The 26,247-nt window shown below is 54.9% G+C and carries 34 protein-coding genes, 1 other RNA gene and 1 pseudogene; 7 read left to right on the forward strand and 29 right to left on the reverse strand.

The annotated features are described in order from the left end of the window. The first annotated feature begins 16 nt into the window (after nucleotides 1-16). A complete protein-coding gene (locus PGR09_RS10335; protein WP_026612238.1) occupies nucleotides 17-1,303 on the forward strand; it encodes an HlyC/CorC family transporter in 1,287 nt (428 codons plus the stop codon). Between the two features lie 103 nt (nucleotides 1,304-1,406). On the opposite strand, the gene grpE is transcribed toward PGR09_RS10335, so the two are convergent. Next, a complete protein-coding gene (gene grpE / locus PGR09_RS10340; protein ID WP_015370253.1) occupies nucleotides 1,407-1,997 on the reverse strand; it encodes a nucleotide exchange factor GrpE in 591 nt (196 codons plus the stop codon). Between the two features lie 123 nt (nucleotides 1,998-2,120). Between grpE and nadK the strand changes: the two genes are divergently transcribed. The 3 genes from nadK (at nucleotide 2,121) to bamE (ending at nucleotide 5,233) form a co-directional block, all read left to right on the forward strand. Continuing rightward, nucleotides 2,121-2,999 (forward strand): NAD(+) kinase, encoded by an 879-nt coding sequence (gene nadK / locus PGR09_RS10345; protein ID WP_015370252.1) that lies wholly within the window; start codon nucleotides 2,121-2,123, stop codon nucleotides 2,997-2,999. Nucleotides 3,000-3,085: 86 nt separating this feature from the next. After that, entirely contained in the window at nucleotides 3,086-4,747 is a 1,662-nt protein-coding gene (gene recN / locus PGR09_RS10350; protein WP_047044422.1) for a DNA repair protein RecN, read from the forward strand. Nucleotides 4,748-4,894: 147 nt separating this feature from the next. Beyond that, nucleotides 4,895-5,233, forward strand: a complete 339-nt coding sequence (bamE, locus tag PGR09_RS10355) for an outer membrane protein assembly factor BamE (protein ID WP_047044418.1) — start codon at nucleotides 4,895-4,897, stop codon at nucleotides 5,231-5,233. Nucleotides 5,234-5,295: 62 nt separating this feature from the next. On the opposite strand, the gene PGR09_RS10360 is transcribed toward bamE, so the two are convergent. Both PGR09_RS10360 and PGR09_RS10365 read right to left on the reverse strand, forming a co-directional pair. Next, on the reverse strand, nucleotides 5,296-5,586 hold the full coding sequence (locus PGR09_RS10360) for an RnfH family protein (RefSeq protein WP_015370249.1): 291 nt from the start codon (nucleotides 5,584-5,586) through the stop codon (nucleotides 5,296-5,298). Beyond that, nucleotides 5,576-6,013 carry a type II toxin-antitoxin system RatA family toxin gene (locus tag PGR09_RS10365; RefSeq protein ID WP_015370248.1) on the reverse strand — a complete coding sequence of 146 codons (438 nt, stop codon included), beginning with the start codon at nucleotides 6,011-6,013 and terminating at the stop codon, nucleotides 5,576-5,578. The genes PGR09_RS10360 and PGR09_RS10365 overlap by 11 nt, the downstream gene beginning before the upstream one ends. A 153-nt stretch (nucleotides 6,014-6,166) precedes the next feature. Here PGR09_RS10365 and smpB point away from each other — a divergent pair, with 153 nt between their 5' ends. Further along, the gene (smpB, locus tag PGR09_RS10370; protein ID WP_015370247.1) at nucleotides 6,167-6,649 is read left to right on the forward strand and encodes an SsrA-binding protein SmpB; all 483 of its coding nucleotides are present in this window, start codon (nucleotides 6,167-6,169) and stop codon (nucleotides 6,647-6,649) included. A gap of 143 nt (nucleotides 6,650-6,792) precedes the next feature. Then, nucleotides 6,793-7,155: a transfer-messenger RNA gene (gene ssrA, locus PGR09_RS10375) on the forward strand. Nucleotides 7,156-7,336: 181 nt separating this feature from the next. Here the strand turns inward: ssrA and PGR09_RS10380 are convergent. From PGR09_RS10380 to PGR09_RS10445, 14 genes and pseudogenes are all read right to left on the reverse strand, one after another. Continuing rightward, nucleotides 7,337-7,555, reverse strand: coding sequence for an ogr/Delta-like zinc finger family protein (locus PGR09_RS10380; RefSeq protein ID WP_072056497.1), 219 nt, complete (start codon nucleotides 7,553-7,555; stop codon nucleotides 7,337-7,339). Nucleotides 7,556-7,620: 65 nt separating this feature from the next. Beyond that, nucleotides 7,621-8,721 (reverse strand): phage late control D family protein, encoded by a 1,101-nt coding sequence (locus PGR09_RS10385; protein WP_430916114.1) that lies wholly within the window; start codon nucleotides 8,719-8,721, stop codon nucleotides 7,621-7,623. After that, nucleotides 8,718-9,203 carry a phage tail protein gene (locus PGR09_RS10390; RefSeq protein WP_430916115.1) on the reverse strand — a complete coding sequence of 162 codons (486 nt, stop codon included), beginning with the start codon at nucleotides 9,201-9,203 and terminating at the stop codon, nucleotides 8,718-8,720. Before PGR09_RS10390 ends, PGR09_RS10385 begins: the two co-directional genes overlap by 4 nt. Next, nucleotides 9,200-12,274: a phage tail tape measure protein gene (locus PGR09_RS10395; RefSeq protein ID WP_430916116.1), complete on the reverse strand. Its 3,075-nt coding sequence runs from the start codon at nucleotides 12,272-12,274 to the stop codon at nucleotides 9,200-9,202. The genes PGR09_RS10390 and PGR09_RS10395 overlap by 4 nt, the downstream gene beginning before the upstream one ends. Then, the gene (locus PGR09_RS10400) at nucleotides 12,267-12,386 is read right to left on the reverse strand and encodes a GpE family phage tail protein (protein ID WP_012440340.1); all 120 of its coding nucleotides are present in this window, start codon (nucleotides 12,384-12,386) and stop codon (nucleotides 12,267-12,269) included. Before PGR09_RS10400 ends, PGR09_RS10395 begins: the two co-directional genes overlap by 8 nt. 14 nt (nucleotides 12,387-12,400) lie before the next feature. Then, nucleotides 12,401-12,703 (reverse strand): phage tail assembly protein, encoded by a 303-nt coding sequence (locus PGR09_RS10405; RefSeq protein ID WP_047079026.1) that lies wholly within the window; start codon nucleotides 12,701-12,703, stop codon nucleotides 12,401-12,403. 54 nt (nucleotides 12,704-12,757) lie between these two features. Further along, nucleotides 12,758-13,273 (reverse strand): phage major tail tube protein, encoded by a 516-nt coding sequence (locus PGR09_RS10410; RefSeq protein ID WP_047049581.1) that lies wholly within the window; start codon nucleotides 13,271-13,273, stop codon nucleotides 12,758-12,760. 9 nt (nucleotides 13,274-13,282) lie between these two features. Continuing rightward, nucleotides 13,283-14,455: a phage tail sheath protein gene (locus PGR09_RS10415; protein ID WP_430916117.1), complete on the reverse strand. Its 1,173-nt coding sequence runs from the start codon at nucleotides 14,453-14,455 to the stop codon at nucleotides 13,283-13,285. 314 nt (nucleotides 14,456-14,769) lie between these two features. Then, complete coding sequence (locus PGR09_RS10420) at nucleotides 14,770-14,961, reverse strand: hypothetical protein (protein ID WP_430916118.1); 192 nt, start codon at nucleotides 14,959-14,961, stop codon at nucleotides 14,770-14,772. Nucleotides 14,962-16,535: 1,574 nt separating this feature from the next. Next, nucleotides 16,536-17,090, reverse strand: a pseudogene (locus PGR09_RS10425) (phage tail protein); the annotation flags it as partial. Continuing rightward, nucleotides 17,087-17,692 carry a phage tail protein I gene (locus PGR09_RS10430; RefSeq protein ID WP_430916119.1) on the reverse strand — a complete coding sequence of 202 codons (606 nt, stop codon included), beginning with the start codon at nucleotides 17,690-17,692 and terminating at the stop codon, nucleotides 17,087-17,089. The pseudogene PGR09_RS10425 and the gene PGR09_RS10430, both read right to left, overlap by 4 nt. Further along, nucleotides 17,685-18,593 carry a baseplate assembly protein gene (locus tag PGR09_RS10435; protein ID WP_430916120.1) on the reverse strand — a complete coding sequence of 303 codons (909 nt, stop codon included), beginning with the start codon at nucleotides 18,591-18,593 and terminating at the stop codon, nucleotides 17,685-17,687. Before PGR09_RS10435 ends, PGR09_RS10430 begins: the two co-directional genes overlap by 8 nt. After that, nucleotides 18,580-18,939: a GPW/gp25 family protein gene (locus tag PGR09_RS10440; RefSeq protein WP_087877061.1), complete on the reverse strand. Its 360-nt coding sequence runs from the start codon at nucleotides 18,937-18,939 to the stop codon at nucleotides 18,580-18,582. The genes PGR09_RS10435 and PGR09_RS10440 overlap by 14 nt, the downstream gene beginning before the upstream one ends. After that, on the reverse strand, nucleotides 18,936-19,514 hold the full coding sequence (locus tag PGR09_RS10445; protein WP_430916197.1) for a phage baseplate assembly protein V: 579 nt from the start codon (nucleotides 19,512-19,514) through the stop codon (nucleotides 18,936-18,938). The genes PGR09_RS10440 and PGR09_RS10445 overlap by 4 nt, the downstream gene beginning before the upstream one ends. 130 nt (nucleotides 19,515-19,644) lie before the next feature. Here PGR09_RS10445 and PGR09_RS10450 point away from each other — a divergent pair, with 130 nt between their 5' ends. Then, complete coding sequence (locus PGR09_RS10450; protein WP_430916121.1) at nucleotides 19,645-20,424, forward strand: DUF2971 domain-containing protein; 780 nt, start codon at nucleotides 19,645-19,647, stop codon at nucleotides 20,422-20,424. A gap of 2 nt (nucleotides 20,425-20,426) precedes the next feature. Here PGR09_RS10450 and PGR09_RS10455 read toward each other — a convergent pair whose 3' ends face one another. The 12 genes from PGR09_RS10455 to PGR09_RS10510 form a co-directional block, all read right to left on the reverse strand. Then, nucleotides 20,427-20,876: a phage virion morphogenesis protein gene (locus PGR09_RS10455; RefSeq protein WP_430916122.1), complete on the reverse strand. Its 450-nt coding sequence runs from the start codon at nucleotides 20,874-20,876 to the stop codon at nucleotides 20,427-20,429. Beyond that, nucleotides 20,869-21,300 (reverse strand): phage tail protein, encoded by a 432-nt coding sequence (locus PGR09_RS10460; protein WP_430916123.1) that lies wholly within the window; start codon nucleotides 21,298-21,300, stop codon nucleotides 20,869-20,871. Before PGR09_RS10460 ends, PGR09_RS10455 begins: the two co-directional genes overlap by 8 nt. After that, the gene (gene lysC, locus PGR09_RS10465; protein WP_227509255.1) at nucleotides 21,263-21,511 is read right to left on the reverse strand and encodes an Rz1-like lysis system protein LysC; all 249 of its coding nucleotides are present in this window, start codon (nucleotides 21,509-21,511) and stop codon (nucleotides 21,263-21,265) included. Before lysC ends, PGR09_RS10460 begins: the two co-directional genes overlap by 38 nt. Next, nucleotides 21,396-21,824: an Rz-like lysis system protein LysB gene (gene lysB / locus PGR09_RS10470; protein WP_162619027.1), complete on the reverse strand. Its 429-nt coding sequence runs from the start codon at nucleotides 21,822-21,824 to the stop codon at nucleotides 21,396-21,398. The genes lysC and lysB overlap by 116 nt, the downstream gene beginning before the upstream one ends. Continuing rightward, nucleotides 21,821-22,198: a DNZ54_00345 family protein gene (locus PGR09_RS10475; RefSeq protein WP_430916125.1), complete on the reverse strand. Its 378-nt coding sequence runs from the start codon at nucleotides 22,196-22,198 to the stop codon at nucleotides 21,821-21,823. Before PGR09_RS10475 ends, lysB begins: the two co-directional genes overlap by 4 nt. A gap of 4 nt (nucleotides 22,199-22,202) precedes the next feature. Continuing rightward, nucleotides 22,203-22,712, reverse strand: a complete 510-nt coding sequence (locus PGR09_RS10480; protein ID WP_001069919.1) for a lysozyme — start codon at nucleotides 22,710-22,712, stop codon at nucleotides 22,203-22,205. After that, on the reverse strand, nucleotides 22,693-22,908 hold the full coding sequence (locus PGR09_RS10485; protein ID WP_000171565.1) for an HP1 family phage holin: 216 nt from the start codon (nucleotides 22,906-22,908) through the stop codon (nucleotides 22,693-22,695). Before PGR09_RS10485 ends, PGR09_RS10480 begins: the two co-directional genes overlap by 20 nt. A 3-nt stretch (nucleotides 22,909-22,911) precedes the next feature. Further along, entirely contained in the window at nucleotides 22,912-23,115 is a 204-nt protein-coding gene (locus PGR09_RS10490) for a tail protein X (protein ID WP_063160523.1), read from the reverse strand. Beyond that, the gene (locus PGR09_RS10495; RefSeq protein ID WP_047049561.1) at nucleotides 23,115-23,579 is read right to left on the reverse strand and encodes a head completion/stabilization protein; all 465 of its coding nucleotides are present in this window, start codon (nucleotides 23,577-23,579) and stop codon (nucleotides 23,115-23,117) included. Before PGR09_RS10495 ends, PGR09_RS10490 begins: the two co-directional genes overlap by 1 nt. A 93-nt stretch (nucleotides 23,580-23,672) precedes the next feature. Then, nucleotides 23,673-24,323 carry a phage terminase small subunit gene (gene gpM / locus PGR09_RS10500; protein WP_045895157.1) on the reverse strand — a complete coding sequence of 217 codons (651 nt, stop codon included), beginning with the start codon at nucleotides 24,321-24,323 and terminating at the stop codon, nucleotides 23,673-23,675. Between the two features lie 3 nt (nucleotides 24,324-24,326). Next, a complete protein-coding gene (locus PGR09_RS10505; protein WP_047049557.1) occupies nucleotides 24,327-25,388 on the reverse strand; it encodes a phage major capsid protein, P2 family in 1,062 nt (353 codons plus the stop codon). A gap of 16 nt (nucleotides 25,389-25,404) precedes the next feature. Further along, on the reverse strand, nucleotides 25,405-26,238 hold the full coding sequence (locus PGR09_RS10510; protein ID WP_047079473.1) for a GPO family capsid scaffolding protein: 834 nt from the start codon (nucleotides 26,236-26,238) through the stop codon (nucleotides 25,405-25,407). Nucleotides 26,239-26,247: the final 9 nt, after the last annotated feature.

Raw genomic sequence — 26,247 nt, forward strand, 5'->3', positions numbered from 1 at the left:
GACTAAGGAGTCTCTCCTGGAACACATTTCTACCACCACGCTGATCGTCACGCTGATCATCATGGTGATTATCTCCGCCTATTTCTCCGGTTCCGAAACCGGCATGATGACGCTGAACCGCTATCGGCTGCGCCATATGGCGAAACAAGGCAACCGCCCGGCTAAGCGTGTGGAAAAGCTGCTGCGTAAGCCGGACCGCCTCATTAGCCTGGTGCTCATCGGCAACAACCTCGTCAATATCCTGGCCTCAGCGCTGGGGACCATCGTCGGCATGCGTCTGTACGGCGACGCTGGCGTGGCTATCGCCACCGGCGTGCTCACCTTTGTCGTGCTGGTGTTTGCCGAAGTCTTACCTAAAACCATTGCCGCCCTGTATCCGGAAAAGGTCGCCTACCCCAGCAGTTTCCTGTTGGCGCCGCTACAGGTACTGATGATGCCGCTGGTGTGGTTGTTGAACACCATTACCCGCGTACTGATGCGCATGATGGGTATTAAGACCGATCACGTCATTAGCGGCGCATTAAGCAAAGATGAACTGCGAACGATTGTGAATGAATCCCGTTCACAAATCTCACGGCGGAATCAGGACATGCTGCTGTCGGTCCTGGATCTGGAAAAGGTCAGCGTTAATGACATCATGGTGCCGCGCAATGAGATCGTCGGTATCGATATCAACGATGACTGGAAATCTATCGTCCGCCAGCTAACCCACTCGCCGCATGGCCGTATCGTGCTTTATCGTGATTCGCTGGACGATGCCATCAGCATGCTGCGCGTCCGTGAAGCCTATCGTCTGATGACGGAAAAGAAAGAGTTCACAAAAGAGATCATGTTACGAGCGGCAGATGAGATTTACTTTGTGCCAGAAGGTACGCCACTCAGCACGCAATTGGTGAAATTCCAACGTAATAAAAAGAAAGTCGGTCTGGTGGTCGATGAATATGGTGATATTCAAGGACTGGTCACCGTTGAAGATATTCTTGAAGAGATCGTGGGAGACTTCACTACCTCGATGTCGCCGACCCTTGCCGAAGAAGTGACGCCGCTTAATGACGGCTCGGTGATTATTGACGGCGGCGCCAACGTGCGGGAAATCAACAAAGCGTTCAACTGGCACCTGCCGGAAGACGACGCGCGTACCGTTAACGGCATCATTCTGGAAGCGCTGGAAGAAATCCCGGTCCCTGGAACCCGCGTACGTATCGAACAGTATGATATCGATATTCTCGACGTACAGGACAATATGATTAAGCAGGTGAAGGTGATGCCGGTGAAATCATTACGCGAAAGCGTGGCGGAATAGCGCAGCCAGCAAAGAATAACGGCGAACTTCAGTTCGCCGTTATTTTATTTAAAGCCAATAAAAACGGCCACCCGCAGGCAGCCGTTACTGGCGAACTAACGAATTACTTCGCTTTCGCGACGGTTACCATCGCGGCGCGAATAGTACGACCGTTCAGGGTATAACCCTTCTGCATCACGCCCAGCACGTTGCCGGCAGCCACATCGTCAGACTCGACCATCGCGATGGCCTGGTGCACGTTTGGATCCAGCGGTACGTTGGTATCGGCAACCACTTCAACGCCAAACTTACGCACGACGTCCAGCATCGATTTCAGGGTCAGTTCGATCCCTTCAACCATTGGCGCCATATCCGGGTTAGCTTTATCAGCCACTTCCAGCGCGCGATCCAGGCTATCGATAACCGGCAGCAGTTCGTTGACGAACTTCTCCAGCGCAAATTTATGCGCTTTCTCGATATCCTGTTCGGTGCGACGACGCAGGTTGTCTTCTTCCGCTTTTGCGCGCAGCATCACATCACGTTCACGCTTTTGCGCTTCGGCCAGCTGTGCTTCCAGATTCGCAATTTTTTCATCGCGCGGATCCACCTGCTCAGCAGAAACCTCAGGCTCTACAGCCTCTACGTTGTCGTGCTGCTCCGTGATAATTTCTTCCGGGGCTTGCCCCTCAGGCGTTTTCTGTTCTTTACTACTCATGAATTTCTCCGCGTTTTTTTCGCATTCATCTCGCTAACTTCGCTTATTATGGGGATCAGTTTCCGGGATTCAAGGGAAGCAGACAGATTGTCATCATTCATTTAACCCAAGGACATCCAGATCATGAAGAACCATTTCAAGTGTATCGGCATTGTGGGACACCCTCGTCACCCAACCGCCCTGACCACACATGAAATGCTCTGGCGCTGGCTATGCGGCAAAGGCTATGAAGTATTGGTCGAGCAGCAAATCGCCCATGAACTCCAGCTTAGCAATGTAAAAACCGGCACGCTGGCGGAAATCGGCCAGCAGGCGGATCTGGCGGTGGTGGTCGGCGGCGACGGCAATATGCTCGGCGCGGCGCGCACGCTGGCGCGCTATGACATCAACGTCATCGGCATTAACCGCGGCAATCTTGGTTTTCTTACCGACCTTGACCCGGATAACGCGCTTCAGCAATTGGCCGACGTACTCGAAGGCCACTATATCGCAGAAAAACGTTTTCTGCTGGAAGCCCAGGTATGCCAGCATGACTGCCAGAAGCGCATCAGCACGGCTATTAATGAAGTGGTGCTGCATCCGGGTAAAGTCGCGCACATGATTGAGTTCGAAGTCTATATCGATGAAGTGTTCGCCTTCTCCCAGCGCTCCGACGGCCTGATCATCTCCACGCCTACCGGTTCGACGGCCTATTCGCTCTCTGCGGGCGGCCCTATTCTCACGCCTTCTCTGGACGCCATCACCCTGGTGCCGATGTTCCCGCATACGCTATCAGCGCGACCGCTGGTGATTAACGGCGATAGCACCATTCGCCTGCGCTTCTCGCAGCGCTGCAACGATCTGGAAATCAGTTGCGACAGCCAGATTGCGCTCCCCATTCAGGACGGCGAAGATGTGCTCATCCGCCGCTGTGATTATCACCTCAATCTGATTCATCCGAAAGACTACAGTTATTTCAATACATTAAGCACTAAGTTGGGCTGGTCGAAAAAATTGTTCTGATTTTACAAGCTGCCTCTTTACTGGATAAAAAACCAGTTTATACTGTACGAAAACACAGTAATGGTTTTTCATACAGGAAGGCAGCTATGTTGGCGCAACTCACCATCAGCAATTTCGCTATCGTTCGTGAACTGGAAATTGATTTTCACAGTGGCATGACCGCCATTACCGGGGAAACCGGCGCCGGGAAATCCATTGCCATCGACGCGCTGGGGCTGTGCCTCGGCGGCCGAGCCGAAGCTGACATGGTGCGCCGCGGCGCCAGCCGTGCCGACCTGTGCGCGCGCTTCGCGCTGAAAGATACCCCTGCCGCCCAGCGCTGGCTGGAAGAGAACCAACTGGAAAGCGGGCGTGAGTGTTTACTTCGCCGCGTGATCAGCGCTGACGGTCGCTCCCGCGGTTTTATCAACGGTACCGCCGTGCCTCTTTCTCAGCTTCGCGAGCTGGGCCAGTTGCTTATCCAGATCCATGGCCAGCATGCCCATCAGTTACTCACCAAAGCCGAACATCAGAAAACCCTGCTCGATGGTTATACCGGTGAGTATGCGCTTACTCAGCGCATGGCGGAACGCTACCGCCAGTGGCACCAGAGCTGCCGGGAGCTGGCTCAGCATCAGCAGCAGAGCCAGGAGCGCGCCGCCCGCGCAGACCTGCTGCAATACCAGCTCAAAGAACTGAACGAATTTAATCCTCTGCCGGGCGAGTTCGAACAGATAGACGAAGAGTACAAACGTTTGGCCAACAGCGGCCAGCTGCTCAGTACCTGTCAGCATGCGTTAACGGTACTGGCCGACGGCGAAGAGGCCAATTTGCAAAGCCAGCTTTATACCGCTAAACAGCTGGTTAGCGAGCTGGTCGGTATGGATAGCAAACTCTCCAGCGTGCTCGATATGCTGGAAGAAGCCTCTATTCAGCTCAGCGAGGCGACCGATGAGCTGCGCCACTACAATGACCGTCTCGATCTCGACCCTAACCGTCTGTTCGAGCTGGAACAGCGCATTTCCCGGCAGATTGCGCTGGCGCGTAAGCATCAGATTGCTCCGGAAGAGCTGCCGGCGTTCTATCAGGCCATGCTGGATGAGCAGCGCCTGCTGGACGACAGCGCCGGTTCGCTGGAGTCGCTGAGCCAACTGGTCATTGAGCATCACCGCCTGGCGCTGGAAACGGCGCAGGAACTGCACGCCCTGCGTCAGCGCAGCGCCGATGAACTCACCCAGTTGATAACCGAAAGTATGCACTCACTTTCTATGCCACACGGGGTGTTTGCCATTGATGTCGCCTTTGATGAACGCCATCTGACCGCCGAAGGCGCCGACCATATTGAGTTCCGCGTCACCACCAACCCGGGGCAACCGCTGCAGCCGATCGCTAAAGTGGCCTCCGGCGGCGAGCTGTCGCGTATCGCACTGGCTATTCAGGTTATTACCGCCCGTAAAATGGAAACCCCGGCGCTGATTTTCGATGAGGTCGATGTCGGCATCAGCGGCCCGACGGCGGCGGTGGTCGGCAAACTGCTCCGCCAGTTGGGAGAATCCACGCAGGTCATGTGCGTGACTCACCTGCCGCAGGTTGCTGGCTGTGGTCACCATCATTTCTTTGTCTGCAAAGAGACCGATGGCGAGATGACCGAGACGCACATGCATGCGCTGGATAAACGCGCCAGACTGCAGGAACTGGCCCGTCTGCTGGGCGGTAGCGAGGTTACCCGCAACACCCTGGCGAACGCGAAAGAGTTGCTTGCGGCGTAAACTTTTTGATTTTCACAGAGTCATAGTGAACAGCAAATTGCCAATAGACCTGCAGTCGAAGGTTCCCAACCGGGCAAAGGTCTATTATTATCGGCATATTACAGATGAGCCACGTATTGCTCGGGCCCAAAAAGGAATCAAATCACTATGCGCTGTAAAACGCTGACTGCTGCCGCAGCGGTTCTCCTTATGTTGACCGCAGGCTGTTCCACTCTGGAACGAGTGGTTTACCGTCCTGATATCAACCAGGGTAACTATCTGGCACCAACCGATGTCGCAAAAATTCGTGTCGGCATGACACAACAGCAGGTTGCTTATGCGCTGGGTACGCCGATGATGTCAGATCCATTTGGTAGCAACACCTGGTTCTACGTTTTCCGCCAGCAGCCGGGCCATGAGAAAGTGACCCAGCAGACCCTGACGCTGACCTTCGACAGCAGCGGTGTGTTAACCAACATTGATAACAAACCGGCGCTGACCAAGTAATCTCAGGCCAGTTGAAATGCAAAAAGCGCTCAATGAGCGCTTTTTTTATTGTGCATTCCCGCTTATTTCTCGGCGTGCTTTTCAGCCCGCTGTCGGCGCAGCTCTTTCGGGTCAGCAATCAGCGGGCGATAAATCTCTACGCGGTCGCCATCATGGACTTCGTCGTGCAGCTTGACCGGACGGCTGTAGATGCCGACTTTATTCTTCGCCAGATCGATATCTTCGCGCAGCGCCAGAATACCGCTCGAGATAATCGCCTGCTCGACCGTTGCCCCAGCCTGCAGCTTCACGCGTTGCAGGTACTGTTTTTCCGGCAACGCATAGGCGACTTCAACCACAATATTAGCCGACACGATACACCTCTTTGGCGCGCGTGGTGAACGCCTGCACCATATTGGCGGCCAGCTCTTTAAAGATGCGACCAAAAGCCATTTCAATCAGCTTGTTGGTGAACTCAAAATCGAGATGAAACTCAATTTTGCACGCATCCGGGCTGAGCGGAATAAACTTCCAGCCGCCAATCAGCTTTTTGAACGGCCCATCGACCAGGCTCATCAGGATACTCTGGTTATCGGTCAGCGTATTACGCGTCGTGAAAGTCTTGCTGATGCCGGCCTTGGACACATCAACCGCCGCGGTCATTTGCGTCGGCCCGGCCTCCAGCACTCGGCTACCGGTGCAGCCTGGCAGGAAATCGGGATAGGACTTCACATCATTTACGAGTTGATACATCTGTTCCACGCTGAAAGGCACCAGCGCAGTACGGCTAATCTGAGGCATAGCAGGTTCCACATTTAAACACGGGACAAATAATATCATTTATCTGCTGCTAAAAAAAACGCTGTACCATAACTCGTGCTAAGATAGCCCATTACGCCTCGCAGGAAGGATTGAGGTAACAATGTTTAGAACTAGCGATGACTTCAGGACATTATGACTAAGAAAAAAGCCCACAAACCTGGATCAGCCACCATTGCGCTGAATAAACGCGCCCGTCACGAATACTTTATCGAAGATGAATACGAGGCAGGCCTCGCGCTGCAGGGTTGGGAAGTGAAATCTCTGCGTGCCGGCAAAGCCAACATCGGCGATAGCTATGTCATTCTGAGAGATGGCGAAGCCTATCTTTTCGGCGCCAACTTTACGCCAATGGCGGTCGCCTCCACGCATTACGTTTGCGATCCGACCCGTACCCGCAAGCTGCTGCTCAATCAGCGCGAGCTCGATGCGCTATACGGCCGCATTAACCGCGAAGGTTATACCGTCGTCGCCCTGTCGTTGTACTGGAAGAACGCCTGGTGCAAAGTGAAAATCGGCGTAGCGAAAGGTAAGAAACAGCACGATAAGCGCACCGACGTGAAAGATCGTGAATGGGCGGTCGATAAGGCGCGCATCATGAAGAATGCCGGGCGGTAATCCCCCCTCTCTGCGGGCCAGCTCCCTCTGGCCCTACGCTATATTGCTGTTGTCGCTGCTTTTTCATTCGATATGCCGCCAGAATCCTCGCTTCAGGGGCTGGTAACCACCTTCACAAATCTGTTATACTTCAAGTACACATTGGGGCTGATTCTGGATTCGACGGGATTCGCGAAACCCAAGGTGCATGCCGAGGGGCGGTTGGCCTCGTAAAAAGCCGCAAAAAAATAGTCGCAAACGACGAAAACTACGCTTTAGCAGCTTAATAACCTGCTTAGAGCCCTCTCTCCCTAGCCTCCGCTCTTAGGACGGGGATCAAGAGAGGTCAAACCCAAAAGAGATCGCGCGGATGCCCTGCCTGGGGTTGAAGTGCTAAAACTAATCAGGCTAGTTCGTTAGTGGCGTGTCTGTCCGCAGCTGGCGTGCGAATGTAAAGACAAACTAAGCATGTAGTACCGAGGATGTAGGAATTTCGGACGCGGGTTCAACTCCCGCCAGCTCCACCAAACAAAACAAAGGGTTACGTGAAAACGTAACCCTTTTTTCTTTGATGGTGGCGGCAAAATGGCGGCAGCCACTTTACCCAATGCTCAACAACTTCTGTATCCGTTTAGATAACGAATGTGATTCACATGAACGGGTGAAATTCCTGACGCATAAAAAAACCTGCCTCAGCAGGTTCTTGGTTTAAAAATTCATGTGCCCTTGACCACCCGGCAAAGGGTGCGGTGGTGCATTATTAATTAATGTCGGCGTTACGATAAACCGCACTACCGTTTCATGGGTGACAAATGTGCTGCCACAATTAATGTTCTGGCACTGACAGTAACGCTCCTTCGTGCTGTCCGTAACCTGAAAACTGCTCCGAGTATGCGCCGCATGTCCACACTTTGGGCAATTCATCATTTTTTATTCTCCGCCACCTTAAGTTCTCAATAATGATACACACATAATCAATATTGAGAACTTATTTATTCCATTTCTAAATCATCAATTTTTACTTCAAGCTCCAGACTGGTAGTAAAGCCATTATCCGGGCTGACGGTATGCGTCAAAGTTGTAATGGTCCATTCGGCCTCGTCGATAGGCTGCTTAAAACCGCCCACCTTTACTGGCATTTCTGTATAGAGATCTGCCCGGCCCTCTGCAAGCTGCAGGGAGAATGACGCAACACCACGCTGCAAACGCTCCCACTGCATTTTTGCCGCACGCTCAGCATTACTGCGGTTTGCATAGGTGCGATTTAGTACCAGCACGTTTTCATCCGTTCCCACCAGATAATCACCCTGTTTTGCTTCCGCCTCTTTAGGTGTGGTGGTTTTCTTCCGACGGCGCTTAACTTTCGTTGTTTCTTTTTTCTTAGGTTCACGGGTATGCAGCCAACTGGCAATTACGCCGGTATAAGCACCACGATCAGCCAGGGTAAAACGATGACCGTCACCGGCTTTACGCTCAATGGTGATAACAGGCAATGGCTTACCGCTCGCCGTTCTTCCCTGCCCCTGCCGGATAAACAGCAGGTTTCCATCCTTAACGGAAGCAATCGCGCCAAACTGGCGCGCCAGTTTCATCAGAAAACTGGCATCGCTTTCATTGGTCTGGTCCATATGATCCAGCGCCTTATCTGTCAGGTCTTTACCCAGCGCCATTTTGAGCTTATGCCGGGCGGCAATTTCCTTTACAACCTCCCCCACCGTTGTCTGGTGCCATGACTTTTCACGCCGGGTATTGAGGGTTTCCCGGAAATCTGCACTCCGCGCCCGGATGGTAAGACGATCAGGGGCACCGCTATGCTCAATCTCATCCACAGTGAATGCTCCTTTTGGGAAAAGCAGCTGGCCCTTCCATCCCAGCGCCAACTGGATAACGGCACCACGTCGCGGCAGAACAATCTGCCCGTCAGCGTCGTCCAGCTCCAGATCAAGCTGGTCTGCTTCAAAACCCCGGTTATCGGTCAGCGTCAGACTCAGCAGACGTGCATCCAGTACGGTAGTCACGTCCTTACCTTCAATGGTGATACTGAAAGCCGGGCTTTTGCTGTTGGGATCAAAAAGTTCAGAACTAACATTCACTGCAGCATCCCTCCAACCGTGTTTTTAATATTACCTATTGCAGACGTTGCAGAGTTCTGCAGATTACTGAGCTGATCGCTGAGATTACCGAACATATCAGACAGCGACTCATCAACCCTTTTCAGGGTCAGCGTAAACTCAATACGGCGAGGCATTCCGCTTGCAAAAAACTCCGTTTTTGTCTGACTCAGCCCCTCGATCACAAACATGCCGTAAATGGTCCCGCTCCCCTCAATCAGGGGCCACGCTTTGCCCAGCTCAGCCATTTGCTCTAGTGCCAACAATGACAGCCTGCCGCCGGTGACTTCCGGCAGCAGTACACCAGATAACGTCAGCGAATCGTTATCCGGTCCAAGAAACTGCGTTGATGGTCGGCGGTTCACCCGGCTGTTTGCGGCGTGTCGCCAGCTTCGCTGATACTGCAGCTCCTGATAGGGCACGGTACGCAACATAAAGGCATATAACCCAAGCACCATCATCATGAATCATATCCCCCTTGATCGCTGAAATTACTGCGCGCTTTCGCCCTGGCTTTGCGCTCGCGCTCATCAAGCTGCCGCGCGACTTCGCGGGCAATATCCTGCGCACACTGCCCAGGTTGGGCAGTGATATGAATGGGCGCGTTAATCTCATAACGGATCACTGACGGTACGCTGGCAGATTTCACAGGTTGACTTTGTTTGTATGCCATTGCTGGTAGGCTGTACGGATGCAGAGGTGCGGCCTCTGCAGGCGCTGCAGCTACGCCCATAACACCTGCAACGACAGAAGCCAGCACGGCAGTGCGCCGCCTGCTGGTCACATTTGCGGGACCGTTCACTATTTCAGGGCCGTTCTCCCCAACGATGCCAAACTGACCACGCGGGATCGTGCCTCCGCTGTCATACATACCTGCAAACCCCATAGACGGAAATCCACCTGGCGGCAGCACTACCTTACCGTCACTGTTCACCGTGGCTGGCTGTTGCCGTGTAATCTGTTCGGGGAGTTTTGCTTTTGCCGCCTCCTTACTGACGATGCCGAGTTTTTCAAGTAACCACGACACACCTGATTTAAGCGACTCAAGCGGATGCATCACCATATTCAAACCTTCAGCCAGCGCCTCACCAAACCTGCGCCCCATTACCGCTGCGCTGTTCAGTTCTTCGGAAGTGGATTTAACCGGCGTGAGCAAATCAGTAAACCATCCCCACAAAGCCTGCACCCTGTCACCAATCCACTGAAAAACAGGCCGCAATGGCTCAAAGGCAGCACTGATCGGTGCAGCTGCGGCTTTAAACCCCTCCACCACACCACCTAAAAATGCCCTGATGGGCTGCCAGTATTTCCACACAACCAGCGCCACACCAGCCAGCGCAGCTACAACCAGCCCTATTGGACTGAGCAGCGCACCCAGCAGGCCGGAAATCCCGTACAGCGCAACGCGAAGTAATGCCATCGGGCCGGAAACCAAAAAGCGCAGCACGCCGCCAGCGGCAGATAACCCACCCCGCAGCGCCGCCAGCGGATTCATCACCATACCAATCACATTACGTATGCCTGACATTCCCGCACGCAGCATGGTAAGCGGTGCACCTGCTACCGCTTTCAGTGCGTTGCCAGCCAGCCCGGCGGAACGTCGAAGTGAATGAAGGGGTGCGCTCAGCAGCCCGGCACTGCCGCCGGATGAGGCCATCGCCCGACGTAACAGGGAAAGCGGCGCGCCTGCCAGCCATGACAACGCACTGCCGGTGCGGGTCACTGCCGCAGTGACAGACGGTAAAGTTTTTACACCCAGCACAGACAGGCCCAACCGGATCACCGCCAACGGCCCCAGCACAGCAGCCACCGCCACTGCCAGCGTACCGAGCACAACGGTGATCGCGGCAGTCGCTGCTGCAACTTTCATCAGCGTGCCTGCCAGCTGCGGGTTGGTCTCCACCCAGCGACGTAATGCGCCGGTGACGAGTTTTACAGAATCCATAATGTCCATCAGTGGCTGGCGTAGCGTTTCGCCCAGACTACTGAAAGCGTTCTGCGCACCTGTTTTAACCAGCAACCACTGCGCAGATAAAGAGTCTTTATTAATATCAGATTCTTTCTGCATGGAGCCGTTCGCTTCATTGCCTGAGGTGAGTTTTAGCTGACGCTGTAACTCCGGCAGGTTGTTAGCCAGCTTTGCTGCGTCGTCACCAAATTCTTTACCAAAAACCATGGTCATGGCAGACAGGCGCTTATCTTTGGGTAGCTTGTTGACCTTCTCCAGAACGCGCTGGATAGTGCCCATTGCGTCGGTGGTCATCTGTTTCTCAATCTCTGCGGGATTGAGTTTAAGCAAGTCCATACCTTCAAAAAAGCGCTTGCTTTGCATGGTTGCAATGGAAAGCTCACGTACCATGGCATTTGAGGCACTCGCGGCAATTTCCGGTGCTGCGCCCAGAGAAAGGAAGGTTGAACCCAGCGCGGCGGCCTTTCGGAAGTCGAGGCGGTCAGCCACGCCCCCCATGCGCTGCAGCACGTTGATAATATCCCCACCCTTTGACATGGCGTTATCGTCCAGGTAATTCAGCGCATCACCCAGCTGTTCAATATTGCGGGTGGGGACTTTATACAGCTGCGCAATTTTACCCAGCCCTTCCGCCAGTTCGTCAGCGGGTAGCTCAAACGCCGTTGCCGCTTTTGCCGCCGTGGAAGCAAAGGCCAGCAGGTCACGCTTCTGGTCTTCGTAAGGATCGTCCTGATTGATGACACCCATGCGTGCGCCACCTTCAACCAGCGCGGCATAATCTATAGCGCCATTCTCCATTGGCAGCTGTTCACTGGCGGCCTTGATGGCAGCCTGCATGTCATAAAACTTTTTCGTGCGGTTGCCATTATCGTCCCGCAGCCCGTTTACCTGCTTTGCCACGCCTTTCATGGCATCTTCCATGCTGGCATAGCTCTTAACTGCTGCCACTACTGGCGCACCCATTGCCACTCCTGCAGCCGTGGTGGTAGCCCCTGCCCCGGCGATACGATCCCGCACCTCAAGACGGCGCGAATACTGATCGCGGACGGCGTTCATCCGCGCCTGCTGTTCGCCCAGGCGTTTCAGGGATTTCTGCTGCCGGTCCAGCGCCTGCCGGGTTTCGTCGGTATTCTGCCGCAGTTCCCGTTGCGCACTACTGAGCTTTTTCGTGTCCAGTCCGGCTTCATTGAGCGCAAGACGCTGGCGCTGTACCGACTGACGCAAGCCGTTATATTTACTCTGCAACTCTGTAACACGGTTTTTTGCCTGCTCAAGTAGCCGAGCCTGCGCCGCCGTCGGGCGGTTGGTGGCAGAGAATTGCGTGGCAAGTTTAGCCGCTTCTTCGCGTGCGGCTTTAAGGCTGTTGCCGGTGACTGCTAACTGAGCACTGGCCTTGCGGAAACCGTCAATACGGCCCGCCTGGGCATCTAACTCTTTTAAACGGGCGCGGCTTTGCTGAATGGCTGCAGCCAGCTCTTTTGAGCTGGTCTGCGCGGTTCGGAATGGGCGGGTGAGCTTGTCAACCGCATTAAGAATCACCTGCAGGCGCAGGTTATTGTCACTCATCGCTGGCCCCACTTCTTTGTATCGCTTTATGCCGCCACTCCAGCACATCAGTCAGCGGCATAACGTCAGTGACGGACGGCGACCAGTGAAAGATGGTGGCAATATCTGCCACCAGATCATCAACCGTCAGGCTGTCGGTAAACCGGCAAGCACCGACTTCTTCAACAAAAAAGTCACCACCTCAACCGACAACGCGGTGAGATCGGCAGGGTCCAGCTCAGCCATTTCCTGCGCGGTCAGCGTCGGGGTGGAGATGCGCGGAATAACGGTCATCATCGCGCCCACGTCCATATCCATAATGGCCTGCAGACGGGTGCCACGCAGTGCACCGGATTGCGGCTTACGCAGCACAATTTCCGTAATTTCCGTTTTACCGCGCTTGATCGGGGTATCCAGTGGTACGGTCTTTTCAGTCAGCTTGTCGCTCATGTTCTTTTCCTGTTAATGAAATACTGGCGCGGCTTCCCGCACCGTTAAGGTTAATCAGAGGCCGAGGGCATTACGGTGTGCTTCCATCAGGTCCACGCCGTCAACGATTTCAATCATGTTGACCACATCAACCTCATAGAGCACCTCACCGTTAATGGTCAGCTTCGCGTAGCTGTTGGTGCTGCTGACTTTGGTGGCGCTACTCTCTCCGGTTTTCCACTCGCCGGAATCCACTTCTTTATGACGCCCGCGCACAACCAGCTCAACGGCCTGCACTTCGCCGGTATCGTCACGCTGAATGGAGCCGGTGAAACGCAACTGGATGCCGTCAACGGTGGCCTTGCCCATTTGCTTGAATAACAGCAGTTCGGTGCCGCCGATTGAAAATTCCGTATCCAGTGCGCCGTCATCCAGCCCCATGTCCACGTCCACCGCGCCCGGCATACCGCCGCCGCGATACTTCTCAAACTTGCGGGTGAATTTCGGCAGGGTCAGAGACTCAACGATCCCCTGCCAGTTGTTCCCGTCGTTGAACAGGTTCAGGTGTTTTAACTTACGTGGTAAAGCCATGGTGTCCCCTTACGCGCTGACCTGGCTGGAGAAATCCAGCAGGTATCGATCGGTGATACGCTGGCGCAGCATCAGGTTTTCAAGCGGCGGCACTGGCGTGTAGTCGTAGTCAATGGTGAGCTTCCCGGCTTTCAGGGAGTCTTTATCGTTCACCGCCTCATCCAGCCAGCAGTCTGCGCCGATGATGTAGCCCTGCGTTTTCAGGCTGCGCAGTTTGGCGCGGATACCTTCGATAATGTCGCGGGCCAGCGACGGGTTAAGCACGCCATCCACCGCCCACATGTGCGCCTCTGCAATGGTGTCAGCCAGCACCTGCGCCGTGCGGGTGTAGTTCTCAAAAGCAAACAGCGGATCATCGCTGAGGCAGCGGGAACCCCAGAAGCGGAAGCCATCTTTGCGGATAAGCGTGGTGACGTCGTTCTGGTTCAGCAGCCCCGCATCGGTTGCCGGTTCCTGCAGATCCCAGAACACATCAGCGGAAATACCGGTGACACCATTCACGCCCACGTTGGACAGGGTTTTGTGCCAGCCGGTCTGCTCGTCAATTTTGGCACGCAGGCCCAGCGCGCGGGCGGAAGCATAAGCCGTCGCATCGGCATTCAGCACGGTGTCAAAGTTGATAAAGTCAGGCCAGATCAGCATCCCCTCGCGCTGGCTGAAATTGTCACGGTAGGCAATCGCTTCTTCCACCGTTTTGCAGCCATAGGCTGACAGGTAAGCAAACCCGCGCAGACTCTGCGCCACGCTCAGCAGCTCAGTGGCAACCGCCTGCGTGTCGTGTCCCGGTACGCCGAGAATGCGCGGCTTGACGCCGAGCTGCGACTGAGCCGAAAGCAGCGCTTTCATGCCCGTTTTTTTACCGTCAGCAGTCACGCCGCCGATAATATTGGAGGTGGTTTCCGCTTCGGTTTCGCCCTGCGCCACGCGCACAACGACAGTCACAGGTTTAGCCTGGTCGGCAATGGCATCCAGCGAGCGGGCCAGCGTGCCGGACTCACCCGCTTTGCCGCTGGCGGTCAGCACATCTGTCAGCAGAACCGGCTTATTAAGGGGAAACATGGACGCATCAGCATCATCGCCGGTGCAGACCATGCCCACGATGGCGGTGCTCACCGTGGTAATGGATCGGGTGCCCTCGTTGACTTCAACAACGCGCACCCCGTGGTGGTAATCCTGAGCCATAAGGCAGTCTCTCCGGTTTACAGGGGGTGTGCCTATGTTCTAGTTGATATGCACGCAGCGCACGTGCCGGGCTATGTGTGGGAAATGACACAATGGGTTGATGCGCCGCGCGATAATTGCACCCATTTCAGTGAGATAAATGGCATCGCTGCGGCGTTTCAATATTTGCAAAAGAATTACATTCCTACTGCGCTACCTCTGAGCCAGAAGGCATCACGTGGCCTGATGCACCAACAGCCAGTAAGAACACAAAGCCCCTCACCATCACAGAGGGGCCGTCTCGAGCAGATTAATTTATGCCTGTTTTTTGTAAATCAACTGTCCTGAGTTGCCGGAGGCGTAAGAGCTGGCGGAGGGGTGAAAACCTCTCCGTCGTATGCCCAACCAATACCAGCCGATATATCATCAATATTCACAGTAATATAATCATCGAAAATATCACCATATCCATCCCAGATGACTACATTTTCAACTATGCCATTTTTTATCAGGGCGTAATTACTCACTATGCAAACTCCTCAATAATTACCATTCCACTGGCTCCGTTGCCACCTGGCTGGTATTGACCACCAGTGCTGATATATGAACCTGATCCACCGCCGCCGCCACCAGGAAATTGTCCGTAAAACCCTGCTGCAACAGTAATTGCGGACATTGATGAACCGAATGAGCCGGAGCCACCAGTGCCGAAAAACGCTGAATCAATCCCGCCAATTGGATATGCCGCAGCAGTCGGGCTGGACGGTATAGTCAGTAGACAACCTGTTGATGCGCTAGCCCCAGGTGCTCCATCGGCTGGCTTACCATGAACGTTACTACGGCCCTTACCACCACCTGCAACTTTTACAGTCCCAACTGACGTTTCTCCGCCGTCATTACCGTAACCATCATTTGTACCGCCAGCGCCGCCAGAACCGATGATAACTGGCAAATTTCCCGTAACGTCAATAAACGCCTCGCCATAAACACCGCCAGAACCGCCAGAGCCGCCAGAGCCGCCCGAACTAGCAGAAGCAACGGAACTACCGCCGCCACCACCGCCTCCCCATAAACGTATTTTAATTTTCTTAGCACCAGTGGTCGGAATATACGTTCCTGATGATTTAAATACGCGCGTATTGATTAATCGTCCGACGTAACCACTGCTATCTCCCAAACCAAGGTTTTTGACAAACTGCGCTGGGTCAGGAATATCAGCGCCATTCTGGTCTTTTGCTAACTTCTCAGTCAGTTTATTCAGAACGGTGGTCGCAAAGTTTGGATCGTTCCCCAGCGCATCAGCTAGTTCTTTGAGCGTATCCAGCGTCTCAGGGGCACTACCCGCAAGATTCGCAATTGCTCTCGCAACAAACTGGGTAGTAGCTAGTTTTGAACTTTTGTCCGTAGCTGCAGGCGTGGTAGCCGTTGGTGTTCCGGTGAAGTTCCACCCGCTGCTGCTCCCATGTAACTCGATTGAGCTGTCGGTACTACCAATAGGGCGCAAATATATTCCTGCTGCCGAACCTGCCCCCGACTCACTGCTGATAACCAGTGCATTATTCGCGTTATCCCTGAGCACCGTCGCTGCACCGAGCGTAATCAGAGATTCAGCACCCGATTTACCGACCTGCAGCGCCCCCGAAACACCGAGACGCCCCGTAATATCACCACCGGCTAAAGAGAGGTATTTCGACAACTCGGCCTGATTACCGACCCGCATCAATGACCATCCGCTAGTCGTATTGTTATATCGGGTACCAATAAAAGAGATACTCCCTGCGTTGTGAGAGATAAAAATAACAGTGCACCCGTAGCTGTTATCCCTGACACCTAAACAATGCGCGTAAACATACTCTCCTGTACCGTTTGGCAGACCGGTGGGGATATTGGTACAACTCTCCATTTTAAGGAGCAAAGACTCACCGGCGCGGAAAATACGTGTTTTAAAATCAATCGCAGTGGTGCTTATTTTATCCGCCCCCAGACCAAAGCTGCCGACGCCAATAACCTTACCCGCATCGGTTCCGACGTCTTTTGTCGCTGCCGTTCCCAGCTCCAGCGAGTCACGCGCTTTTGATTTGTCGGTCAGCTCTGACAGGTTATTTTCTGCCTGCAAATACTGAGGATGCGGGTTAGCCTCCGCCAGGTGGGCTTTCATCGCCTCGTCCGTATAGAGCCTGACCTCAATCGCGGTATCGTCCACATACTGACGGGTAGCCAGCACGACTGCCGGATCAATTTTGAGAGTGATATTGTCGGTGCTGCTGGTAATCAACACCATGCGTACGGTCTGCGTGCGTCCACTCCCCTCCGCCAGCTGCGGCTTGTAACTCTCCGGGCAGTTGCCCACGGCGATCAGTGCGCCGGTTTCATCGAACAGACCAATTTCGCGTATCCACCATCCTCCCTCAGTTTCGGGGATCACCTGCTCAGCAATAATCTGGCTACTGTTCTGCGGATCGATATACAGCATATTGAGGGAAGCCCGGCGCTTTTCAGCAACCAGCTTTGTCTGTTGTGCGCTGGGCGTGGGCAGCACGCCGCCACCATCGCCTACCGCCATATGGGTAATTTTCAACGGAACACCGAGCGCGGCGGCGCTTGCCAGTTTCGCCGCCCCGATATCCGTCAGCAGGGTATAGAATTTTGCGCTCATGGATTCACTCTCATTGTGTCAATAACATGGACCGCCCCGCCCTCGTAAGCGGTGCCGCCGGAAATAATGGTTTCGTTGATATACGGGTAAACCGTAATTTCTTCGCCCGTGTAAGTGGCTGCCCCCACAAAAAATGGACCACTGCTCTGCAGGTTAATGGACATACCGATCAGGTGGCGGCTGCAGGGTTTGGCGTCACTAATCAGGCGCTCCAGCTCCAGATAAGTTTCTTCTGTGATCCCCTGCTCCTGCACGCCAATGTCCAGGCGAAACGTGCCCGGCGTCTCACCAGTCTGCCACCACTCAATGATGCGGATCAGGAAGCCGAACGGCTCCACCACGCGCCGCACGGCGCTGGTTGTCCCCTTATGCTGATGAATATAGAAAGCGTCCTGTACCACCCGGCGCTTGACACTCTCCGTCCAGCTTTCGTCCCAGCGGTCAACGGAAAACGCCCACGCCAGATACGGCAGAAAGCTGACCGGACACGTTGCCGGGTTCCATAAATCGCGCAGCGGCACCTGCAGATCGGAAATCCCGCTGCAGGCCTGCGCCAGCCGACGCTCAAGCGGCGATGAACCGGGCGGCAGCAGACTATTCATCCGTGCCCCCGTTGGTTACGCTCCATTCCGTACAGGATGCCGCCTGCGTCTTATCCAGCACCACATCATCCAGCGGGGAGGCCAGCTCCACACGCTGAACCCCCTCAACGTGCAGCGCGGCATAAATGGCACTGCGACGGATATCACGACCCAGCCGCGTCTGACTGGCGATATACTTCTGCAGGCTGGCTTTTGCCGCCGCCATCACCGGCTCAGCTTCCGGCCCCGGATAAAGAAAGATCGTCGCATCCACGGTGTACGGAATTATTTCAGCGCTGCGCACCGTCAGTCGGTCTGCCACCGGGCGCACGTTCTCGCTGTTAAGCGCCTGCTCCACCACCGCCAGCAGATCAGCCTCTGCCGCACCATCACCTTCACGGCTCAGTACAGTAAGTACCACCTCCGCCGGTGCCGGGCTGGTTGCGCTGGCATCTGCCACACGCCCGTCCGCGCTTCTGGCGTGAAACTCATAGGCCGCCGTCGGCCCCGCAACGGACAACCCCTCAAACGCAGCCGGAACACGCAGGCGCAGCGCTTCATCGCTCTCCATGACGGCAGCAACCGGCGGCACTGCGTCGTTATCGGCAGGCGTTACAGTCAGGCGTTTCACGTTGTAGTTGGATGCCAGCTGATCGAGATCGCCGCCGATGGCATACGCCACCATGACCGCCTGCGCGGCCTCATTAATACGCTGGCGCAACAGAATTTCGCGGTAGGTACTTTCCTGCAGCAGCTTGGTGACGGGTTCAGATTCCAGCGCCAGCGTGCGCCTTACCGCGTCCTGCTCATCCAGCGGATAAAGGTCCACAAAAGCGGCCTTGCGCTCAGCCAGCAGCGTCTCAAAATCCGGCACATCCACTATCTGCGGCGCGGGCAGTTGGAAAAGGTCAATTACTGCCATTTTCTGCTCCTGTTGATACCGAAAGGGAAACCGGCGCGCCGTTATTGCGCTGCCCGGTAAGCTCAACCACCATGGAGCCGTCAAAATTGCTGCTGATGGTGATGGAATCCAGCGTAAGCCGTGGCTCCCAACGGCTCAGCGCCACATAGACCGCAGACATGACCTGCAGGCGTAGCGCCGGATTCTGCGGCTGATCAATCAGGGCGGACAGCAGGGAACCATATTCCCGGCGGGCAATACGGCTGCCCTGCGGCGTCAGCAGAATATCCCGCACTGACTGGCGCAGATGGTCCGTATCAGTAATAGCTTTGCCGTTGCCCTGGCTCATGCCGATATACAGCGTCATACCGGGCCTCCTGATGTATCGCCGCCGTACTTCACGCCGGTGTGACCGTGTTTATCCACCACGATCCCGTTAGAACTCATCGCGCCGCCGCCATGGGTGACGCTGCCATTGATCACCATCTCGCTGTTAATGCGCGTGGTGTCAGCCTCCACCACAAACACACCAGTTTTGAGGGTGATATTGTCCGCCGCCTCGATCACCATGGATTTGATGCCCCGTACATGCCACCGCCCGGTGGTGGGTTCATACTCAAACCAGCCTCCGTCCGGGTACTCCGTCACGCAACCGTCCACGGAATCCGACGGCGGCGCAAACTGATTGGAGTAGATGGCAGGCAACGCAAAAGCGGTTTCCAGATTGCCGCCCATACTCAGCACCACCACCTGCTCATCCGGCGACGGGCACCACCATGTACGGGCACCACCGGCACGTAGTGTCAGCCAGTTAATCCAGTTGGTTTCAAGCTCGCCCACTTTCACCCGGCACAGCCAGTTTTCCCGGTCCACTTCGGTCACGGTGCCGGTGCGGATCAGGTTGGTGATAAGGCGCATGATTTCGGTCAGTTGTGTATTCATTTCATGAGAGTGCATCAACAAAACAAATCAAAAAACCTATCGTCTTTGTATGGAGTCTCTTACAATGTTGCATTAACAATATTTGTTGGTTTATTAAATATAAAACAATCACAACTTGAGTTATTTAAAAATGATTTTATATAAATATGTTGATTCGAGAACTGCGGATTTAATACTAAGCAATTCAACCTTGAAATTCTCCAAGGCATCTTCACTTAATGACCCATTCGAGCTAACAAGCTTGCATTATGATTCTGAATCTCAAGACTCAGAACAAGCTATAAGATTTATTGCTACCTCTATGTCATACGGTATTCTTTCGCTTACCCGCAACCCTTTGAATCCTCTTATGTGGGCTCATTACGCCAAAGGCGAAAAATTAGAAGGGACAAGGGGAATCTCCCTCGACATAAGAAATGGCTCCCATGCAGGGTTTGTATTTGGTATAGATGCAGATGAAGCAGGGTTAAATGAAAATGGTTCCAATGTCATTCCCGCAAAGTTTGGAAGCGTAATTTATGCTTCAACAAAACCAAAATCTCCTTTCATAAATTCAACGAATTCATTTTTTTATGAAGGCCTTCAAGATACATACAACCCAGATATACTTGAGGCCCTGCAAAGAACATTTCTGTACAAACCTGCTTATTGGTCATATGAGGAAGAAGTTAGAGTTGTAAGAAATGTTCACCGGCGCAATACAGAAATCCAGGAGATAGACAGATCAAGCATTAAGGAAATGTATTTAGGGTTTAGAAACTCTTTTAATAAAAACTATTTAATTCAAAAGCGTGATGAAATAAATGCTGTACTACCTCTCTGTAAAATTTATGTATGTGGCTTCGATCAGTCAGAGTGGACCTTTAATAAATTGCCGATTAATGAAGCAATTAATCAATGCCTTTCTTAAAATTATGACTCCGACAGCCAGCGCAACAGCGTATCACGGGCGATGGTTTCCACCTCACCATTCACCCCCAAAAGACGGCGTGCCGGGTACCGCGCCTCCGGGCCGTTGCGTCTGACTCGATCACGCAAACCATAATGGTGAACACGGGCGATGCGCTGTACCTTGCCATCAAACTGCACGCTGGCAGAGTCCGCACTGGCGGTGGTTTTCAGGTATTTTGTGGTGCGAAGCTTTGCAAACATCTGGCGTTTGATGCGCCCCTTCTTGCTGCGGGCTGTCACCCGGCGCGGCTCATAGCCGCTGCCGTCAGGATTACGTTGCAGCCTGATGTTCTGCTGCTGCGTCCGGCGCAGCTGTTGCGCCAGCTGCCGCATCATACGGCTGCGTGCGGCGGGTTCCAGATTTGCCAGCAGCGCCGTCAGCCAGTCATCCACCCTCTGCAGTTCATCCACGTTTCACCGTCCACATTTCCTCTGGTTCGTCCGGCTCCGGCACCGCTTCAACGCTCGACACGCTGCCGTCAGTGCTGACCAGCACGCGCTCTGTCAGTTGCAGATTCATGCTGATATCGCACACATCGTTGCGCAGAATATCCACTTCAAAGGTGAACAGTTTTTCGCGCAGCGCCGGGTTATTGATAGCGTCCGGCTGGTTGTCATTTAGCCACAGCAGCACAGGAGCCATCAGCAGATTCTGGTCACCGCTGAAATCCTCGATCACCACGTTCAGGGTGTAGCGGTATTCCCATGACATGGAGCTGGCCCCGGTTGCCACCAGTGAACCGTTATCAACGAAAAGGTGCAGCTTGTCCGGGTTGCCGCGGACATAAGCAACCGCTTTATTCAGGGCGCTGCGTAAGGACTGCGGTTTGTTCACTGTCTCGCTCCTGACACGCAATAATCGTGTCCACTTTGTCAGCACAGACCGCCCAGGCGGCCTCGGTTTCATCCAGCGCCGCATTCAGATCGCCGTTACTGCGCGGCGCTGACCTTTCCAGGCGGCACTGCGTCACTCTGGGACAGCCACTCACGGTAAGCTGCACCTCCGGCGAGGGCCGGACGCTCCCGCAGCCGGATAATGTCAGCAGGCAAAGGAGTGTCAGCCCAGCGGCGCAAATCCTCGTTTTCACGTTTTAGCTCCTCGATCCGGCGCTGACGGTTGCGCAACAGTGCGGTGGTTTGCTCCGCTGCCGCATAAAGCCTCGTCTGCTCCCGGCTGTTGGTTTCGGTCAGAATGGACAAGCCGATCAGCTGGCTGTTTTTCTTCGTCAGCTCCTGCTTTTTGCTTTTCAGCGCCGCGCCCAGCGTCTCGATGGCGTGGCTGGCATTGTTAAGCCGCCACGACTGCCAGCCCAGCGCCGCAAGCGCCAGCGCCAGCACTACCGCCAGCGCACGCATCAGGCCGCCATCGGCTCATGAAGCTGCGCGCGGGCAATCTGATACAAAACCAGCGTCAGCAGGTAAAACACCAGGGTGATCACCCATCCCGACAACGCCAGGTACAGAACAATAAGCAACCTGATAGCCCAGGTACGCACGGGTTTTACGGGGTACGCCCTGAATTTGATTAATGCCGCCCTGACCTCATCGCGCGCCCGCTCTCCGGCTAACCACCCGACAGCGCACAGCGCAGCAAGTAGCCAGGCGAGGAAGCATGACACCCAGACAGACGCACCAACCAGAATCGGCGCACCGCTGCGCGGATACAGCGGACTGATAACCAACAGCGCAGCCCATGCCAGCTGGAAAAAAACGCTCATGACTTTCTTTTTCATTCCGTTATGCTCCTTTTAAGCACCAGGCCATTTCCCGCGCGCGGCGATTGTCCAGCCCCTGATTAAACACACCTTTGACATATACCCAGCGCGGCAGCTGATGGCAGGCATCTGCCCAGCGCCGCTGGTTCAGCAACTTAACCAGCGTGGAGCTGCAGGCGTTGCCGGTGCCCACGTTGAAAGCAAACGACACCACCGCGTCATAGACTTTTTGCGGCATCGGCTGCACCACACATTTATCCAGTGCCCGCTCCACGCGCAGCACGTTGGTGATAAGTCCCTGCGCCGCCTGCCGTTCCGTGATGGTTTTACCCGGTACCACACCGGACGTATTGCCGATCCCGTCGGTCCACACGCCCGCGCTGCACTGATAAGGCTGCAGGCGGCACCCCTCGTAATCGGCAATCAGTTTCAGCCCCTCAACAGAGGTATGAAGCGACTGAAAACCGGGCAGCGTGGCAGCAATAGCCAGCACCGCCCCGACAAGGCAGCGCTTAACGATTGAAGGATTCATATTCCCCCCGCGAAATCTTGCCGCCACGTAACAATTTGAAAGACTGGTGTTTGTAGTACCAGTTGATAGCCAGCATCAGCACACCAATCAGTACGCCGCCAACCGTTGACGCATCCTTGAGCGACAGATCGCCCAGCCATGCCAGCAGCACGGCGATGCAGTAAGTGATAAAGGCGCTGATTCGTTCAAGCGTCATAATTCAGTCCCATAGCTGGACGGTCTGCGCCGTGGTTGACGCCGTAATGTCCGGCAGCTCCACCTGCAGCCCGTGCGGTAAAAATGGGCCGTACTCAGCCAGCCCCGGATTTGCCTGCAGAACCTGCTCAGTGACACCCTGCGTGCGCTCGTAATGACGCCAGCAAAGCGCGTCCACCGTGTCATACTGATGCGCACGCACTTTCATCAGATAAGCTCCACCGTACAGTGCGGTGCATCCTGCACCCGGCTGATTGCCCAGCGGGCATCACGCCACAGATCGCCGCTGGCCTCCGCCAGCTCCTCCCCTCGCTTCACGCCTGACGCCGTGGCGTCATAGTCCTGATAACGCTCATTGAGCACAGCGCGCGCCCAGCAAAAAACAGCGTTGTGGTAGTGCTGGATACGCTCGCTTTTGCCGTCCAGCATTTCTGCAGGAACGTCTGCAAGTGTCTGCCAGCCCAGCATCTGCTGACGGTGGCGGAAGTCGTACAGCTCAGCGTTAACCTCAGAAATAGCCGTCAGCACAACCTGCTTTAAACGCGGCTGCGTCACCGTGCCGTCAGTACGCATCACACTGCGAAATTCCGACAGGTCCACATCAGGCCAGAACGGCGTATTTTTGATGACCTCCGCCTGTTCCGGTGCCTGTTCGGGCGCAACAAACTTCATGCGGCTTTCTCCTGAATAAGTGGGCGGTGGACGGGATTTTGATGTGGCAGTGCCTTTCGCCACCCCGTGCCGCCCGTGCGCGGGGCACGTTCTTTAGCGGCTGTCATTGCGCAGTCTGCGCTCCAGCTGCTGCTTTTCTTTTTTAACGCCACAGCGGGGATCGAGCTGCAGCGCATGGGTAAGGTGATTCAGGGCAGATGCCGGGTTGCTTTCGCTCAGTACAGCGCCGATGGCTTTATGCAGACGCGCCCGCGACTGGTCCGGCATATCCAGATCGGCTGTCAGGTCCAGCGTCTGCAAAAGCAGATCAGCATCAAAACCGGCAGCGGCTAGCAGAGCGCTTTGCGCCGCGTCTGCCATTTCTTCTGCCAGCACGGTCTGCACGTTACGGTTGCCCAGCGGCATCACCCAGCCATGGCGCAGCGCATGACGCCCGATTTCCAGCGCACCGGCATAATCACCGGCATCGATACGCCACAGCATCACGTACATCAGCACGTCATCCTGCTGCGCACCTCCGGCAGCCAGCACCCCCTCCGCCCAGGCGGAATATTTCGGCAGCAGCTCCACCTTGATTTCCGCCTTTTTCACCGTGGACTGGACGCCCTTGAGGCGGCGGCGGTCTTCTGCAAGTTGCAGCAGCATCAGGTCATAGCCCGACGCATGGCGAACACTGCCGCCCTCACGGGCGGCCTGTTCGGCCTGAATGCGCAGGCGGTGCTGCCGTGCGGGACTCAGGCTCATGCGTTATTCCCCACCTTCCGGTGCGGCAGGCGCGCTGAAATCACCGATTTCGATGTTTTCAACCAACGCCGCGCAGCGGTAGTCCTCGACCACATACGCCTCGTTGACGGATTCAAAGTTTTCAATCCGGTCACGTTTTGGGTTGTCGATAACAGAACGTCGGCGGGTGTCTTCCTGCCAGTAGATGGACAGGTTATCCAGACGGGTGATCAGCAGGGCTTTTGCCGGGAAGAAAGGCGCGCGTACAGCCTGCAGGCCGCCCATACGTTTCTGACTGATGATCAGATCGGCGGCGATTTTCTCGCTGTTGTCCTGCTCTTTGTTGACCAGCGGGAAATATTTGTCAGAAAGCAGTTCACGTCCGCAGACGACAACCAGATCGTCATCATCCTGATAAACCACATCGATCAACTCATTGACGGCATCCATCACCACGGCGTCCAGGTTGGCATAGTCTCCCCCTTTCCCCACCTTGACCGCGCCTGCAGTCGTTGCGCCGTCTTTTGTTGTGCTGCCCATGACGTGATCCGGCGCGTCTTCGCGAATTTTTTGCAGCCAGCCTTTATTGACGTCCTGCAGCAGCGGGTTTTCAGCACGATTGGAGGTTTTGGCGCGCTTCACGCCGTTAAAGCCGATCATGATACGGTCCAGTGCCTGACGCTTAACAATGGCGTTGCGGATACGCACCTGGAAGTCCTGGAATTTCGCCCACAGGTCCAGTTTTGCGTAGGTCAGCACCGTATCAAAGTTGGTCTGCTCGCATTTGTATTCCACGTCTTCCATCAGCGTCGGATCGGTAGGCTCGCGCTCTTTGGTGGTGGTATCGGTAGTCCCGGCAATGGTGCTGCCAACGCCCAGCCCCAGCAACTGCCCGGACTGCTCAGTGACCGGCGTGATGTTAATCAGCGTCAGGAAAGCAGCAGACTGCTGGATCTGGTCTTCCAGCGTCTGCTGCACAGACGGCTCCACGGTGAACTTGCTGGACAGTTCTTCAACTTCCACACCGTTCAGACGCGCCAGTTGCTGCAGGTAAGCATTAAAGGCAAAGCGGGTATTTTTTTTCATCGGGTTTTATGCTCCATCAGCAATTGGTCAGGGTGCCTGCCGGTGCGTCACCGCCCGGCGCGCGCTGGCGGTAGTCTTTACGGCTGTCTTCACGGCTCAGCTTCTGCTCAAGCTCGGCAAAGGCGGCCTGCTGCTCCTGCAGTGAGGACTCCAGCTCAGAAAGGCGCTTGTCCTGTTCGGTCAGGGATTTATCCGTGCGCTCGCTCAGGTTCTGCTGCTCGGTGGCAACCAGTTCCACGGCTTTATGCACGTCGGAGAAACTCGCCTCATCTGTCTGCTCTTTTTTGGTTAACAGCGCGGTGATGCGGGCAAAGAGGGACGGCTTTTCGTCCTGGGCTTCTTCCAGTTCGATCAGCGTTTCTTCAGCTGCGGTAAACAGGTTTTCAGGACTCTGCTTGCGGTTAGCCAGCGGGTTCTGTTTAGCACTGGCACTGAATGCCAGCATTTCGGTACCAAGGCTCGCCGGATCATCAGTGGCAGCCAGGCCAACAAGGTAGGCTTTTCCGGTGTCAGCAAATTTCGGACTGACTTCCATAGAGGTGAATTGTTTTTGCCATTGCTTAATCAGGCTGATCAGATCAGGCGACGGATTAATATCGGCATACAGCGCCATTTTCCCTTTTAGAGGCCCTTCTGTGATTTCCTCGGCTGTTAAGCCGGTGACATGCCCATAACGCTTAAACGTGCCATCTGGTGAGTAGCCTTTAATGTGCTCAAGGTTAATTTGCGCGGTATAGACCGTCGGGTTGTAGCTGGCAGCCATTTGTACCAGCCATTCACGCTGGATCTCGCGTCCATCAGTGGTGGCACCTTCCACCCCGATGCGGAAACGCTTTGCTTTCACTGTCATGAGCCGTGC

This window comes from Klebsiella sp. 141251, from assembly GCF_050600725.1.
GTDB classification, from domain to species: domain Bacteria; phylum Pseudomonadota; class Gammaproteobacteria; order Enterobacterales; family Enterobacteriaceae; genus Klebsiella; species Klebsiella aerogenes.

Coding starts and splice junctions, on each gene's coding strand:
- PGR09_RS10405 (WP_047079026.1), bottom strand. CDS start 12,703: ATGAGCGACAAGCTGACTGAAAAGACCGTACCACTGGATACCCCGATC.
- bamE (WP_047044418.1), top strand. CDS start 4,895: ATGCGCTGTAAAACGCTGACTGCTGCCGCAGCGGTTCTCCTTATGTTG.
- PGR09_RS10475 (WP_430916125.1), bottom strand. CDS start 22,198: ATGAAAAAGAAAGTCATGAGCGTTTTTTTCCAGCTGGCATGGGCTGCG.
- PGR09_RS10480 (WP_001069919.1), bottom strand. CDS start 22,712: ATGAATCCTTCAATCGTTAAGCGCTGCCTTGTCGGGGCGGTGCTGGCT.
- PGR09_RS10430 (WP_430916119.1), bottom strand. CDS start 17,692: ATGAATAGTCTGCTGCCGCCCGGTTCATCGCCGCTTGAGCGTCGGCTG.
- PGR09_RS10390 (WP_430916115.1), bottom strand. CDS start 9,203: ATGATGATGGTGCTTGGGTTATATGCCTTTATGTTGCGTACCGTGCCC.
- recN (WP_047044422.1), top strand. CDS start 3,086: ATGTTGGCGCAACTCACCATCAGCAATTTCGCTATCGTTCGTGAACTG.
- PGR09_RS10395 (WP_430916116.1), bottom strand. CDS start 12,274: ATGAGTGACAATAACCTGCGCCTGCAGGTGATTCTTAATGCGGTTGAC.
- PGR09_RS10490 (WP_063160523.1), bottom strand. CDS start 23,115: ATGAAAGTGCGTGCGCATCAGTATGACACGGTGGACGCGCTTTGCTGG.
- PGR09_RS10415 (WP_430916117.1), bottom strand. CDS start 14,455: ATGGCTCAGGATTACCACCACGGGGTGCGCGTTGTTGAAGTCAACGAG.
- PGR09_RS10440 (WP_087877061.1), bottom strand. CDS start 18,939: ATGACGCTGTATATCGGCATGAGCCAGGGCAACGGCAAAGCTATTACT.
- PGR09_RS10450 (WP_430916121.1), top strand. CDS start 19,645: ATGATTTTATATAAATATGTTGATTCGAGAACTGCGGATTTAATACTA.
- PGR09_RS10435 (WP_430916120.1), bottom strand. CDS start 18,593: ATGGCAGTAATTGACCTTTTCCAACTGCCCGCGCCGCAGATAGTGGAT.
- PGR09_RS10505 (WP_047049557.1), bottom strand. CDS start 25,388: ATGAAAAAAAATACCCGCTTTGCCTTTAATGCTTACCTGCAGCAACTG.
- smpB (WP_015370247.1), top strand. CDS start 6,167: ATGACTAAGAAAAAAGCCCACAAACCTGGATCAGCCACCATTGCGCTG.
- PGR09_RS10485 (WP_000171565.1), bottom strand. CDS start 22,908: ATGACGCTTGAACGAATCAGCGCCTTTATCACTTACTGCATCGCCGTG.
- PGR09_RS10495 (WP_047049561.1), bottom strand. CDS start 23,579: ATGAAGTTTGTTGCGCCCGAACAGGCACCGGAACAGGCGGAGGTCATC.
- nadK (WP_015370252.1), top strand. CDS start 2,121: ATGAAGAACCATTTCAAGTGTATCGGCATTGTGGGACACCCTCGTCAC.
- grpE (WP_015370253.1), bottom strand. CDS start 1,997: ATGAGTAGTAAAGAACAGAAAACGCCTGAGGGGCAAGCCCCGGAAGAA.
- PGR09_RS10410 (WP_047049581.1), bottom strand. CDS start 13,273: ATGGCTTTACCACGTAAGTTAAAACACCTGAACCTGTTCAACGACGGG.
- gpM (WP_045895157.1), bottom strand. CDS start 24,323: ATGAGCCTGAGTCCCGCACGGCAGCACCGCCTGCGCATTCAGGCCGAA.
- PGR09_RS10380 (WP_072056497.1), bottom strand. CDS start 7,555: ATGATGAATTGCCCAAAGTGTGGACATGCGGCGCATACTCGGAGCAGT.
- PGR09_RS10510 (WP_047079473.1), bottom strand. CDS start 26,238: ATGACAGTGAAAGCAAAGCGTTTCCGCATCGGGGTGGAAGGTGCCACC.
- PGR09_RS10365 (WP_015370248.1), bottom strand. CDS start 6,013: ATGCCTCAGATTAGCCGTACTGCGCTGGTGCCTTTCAGCGTGGAACAG.
- PGR09_RS10445 (WP_430916197.1), bottom strand. CDS start 19,514: ATGAATACACAACTGACCGAAATCATGCGCCTTATCACCAACCTGATC.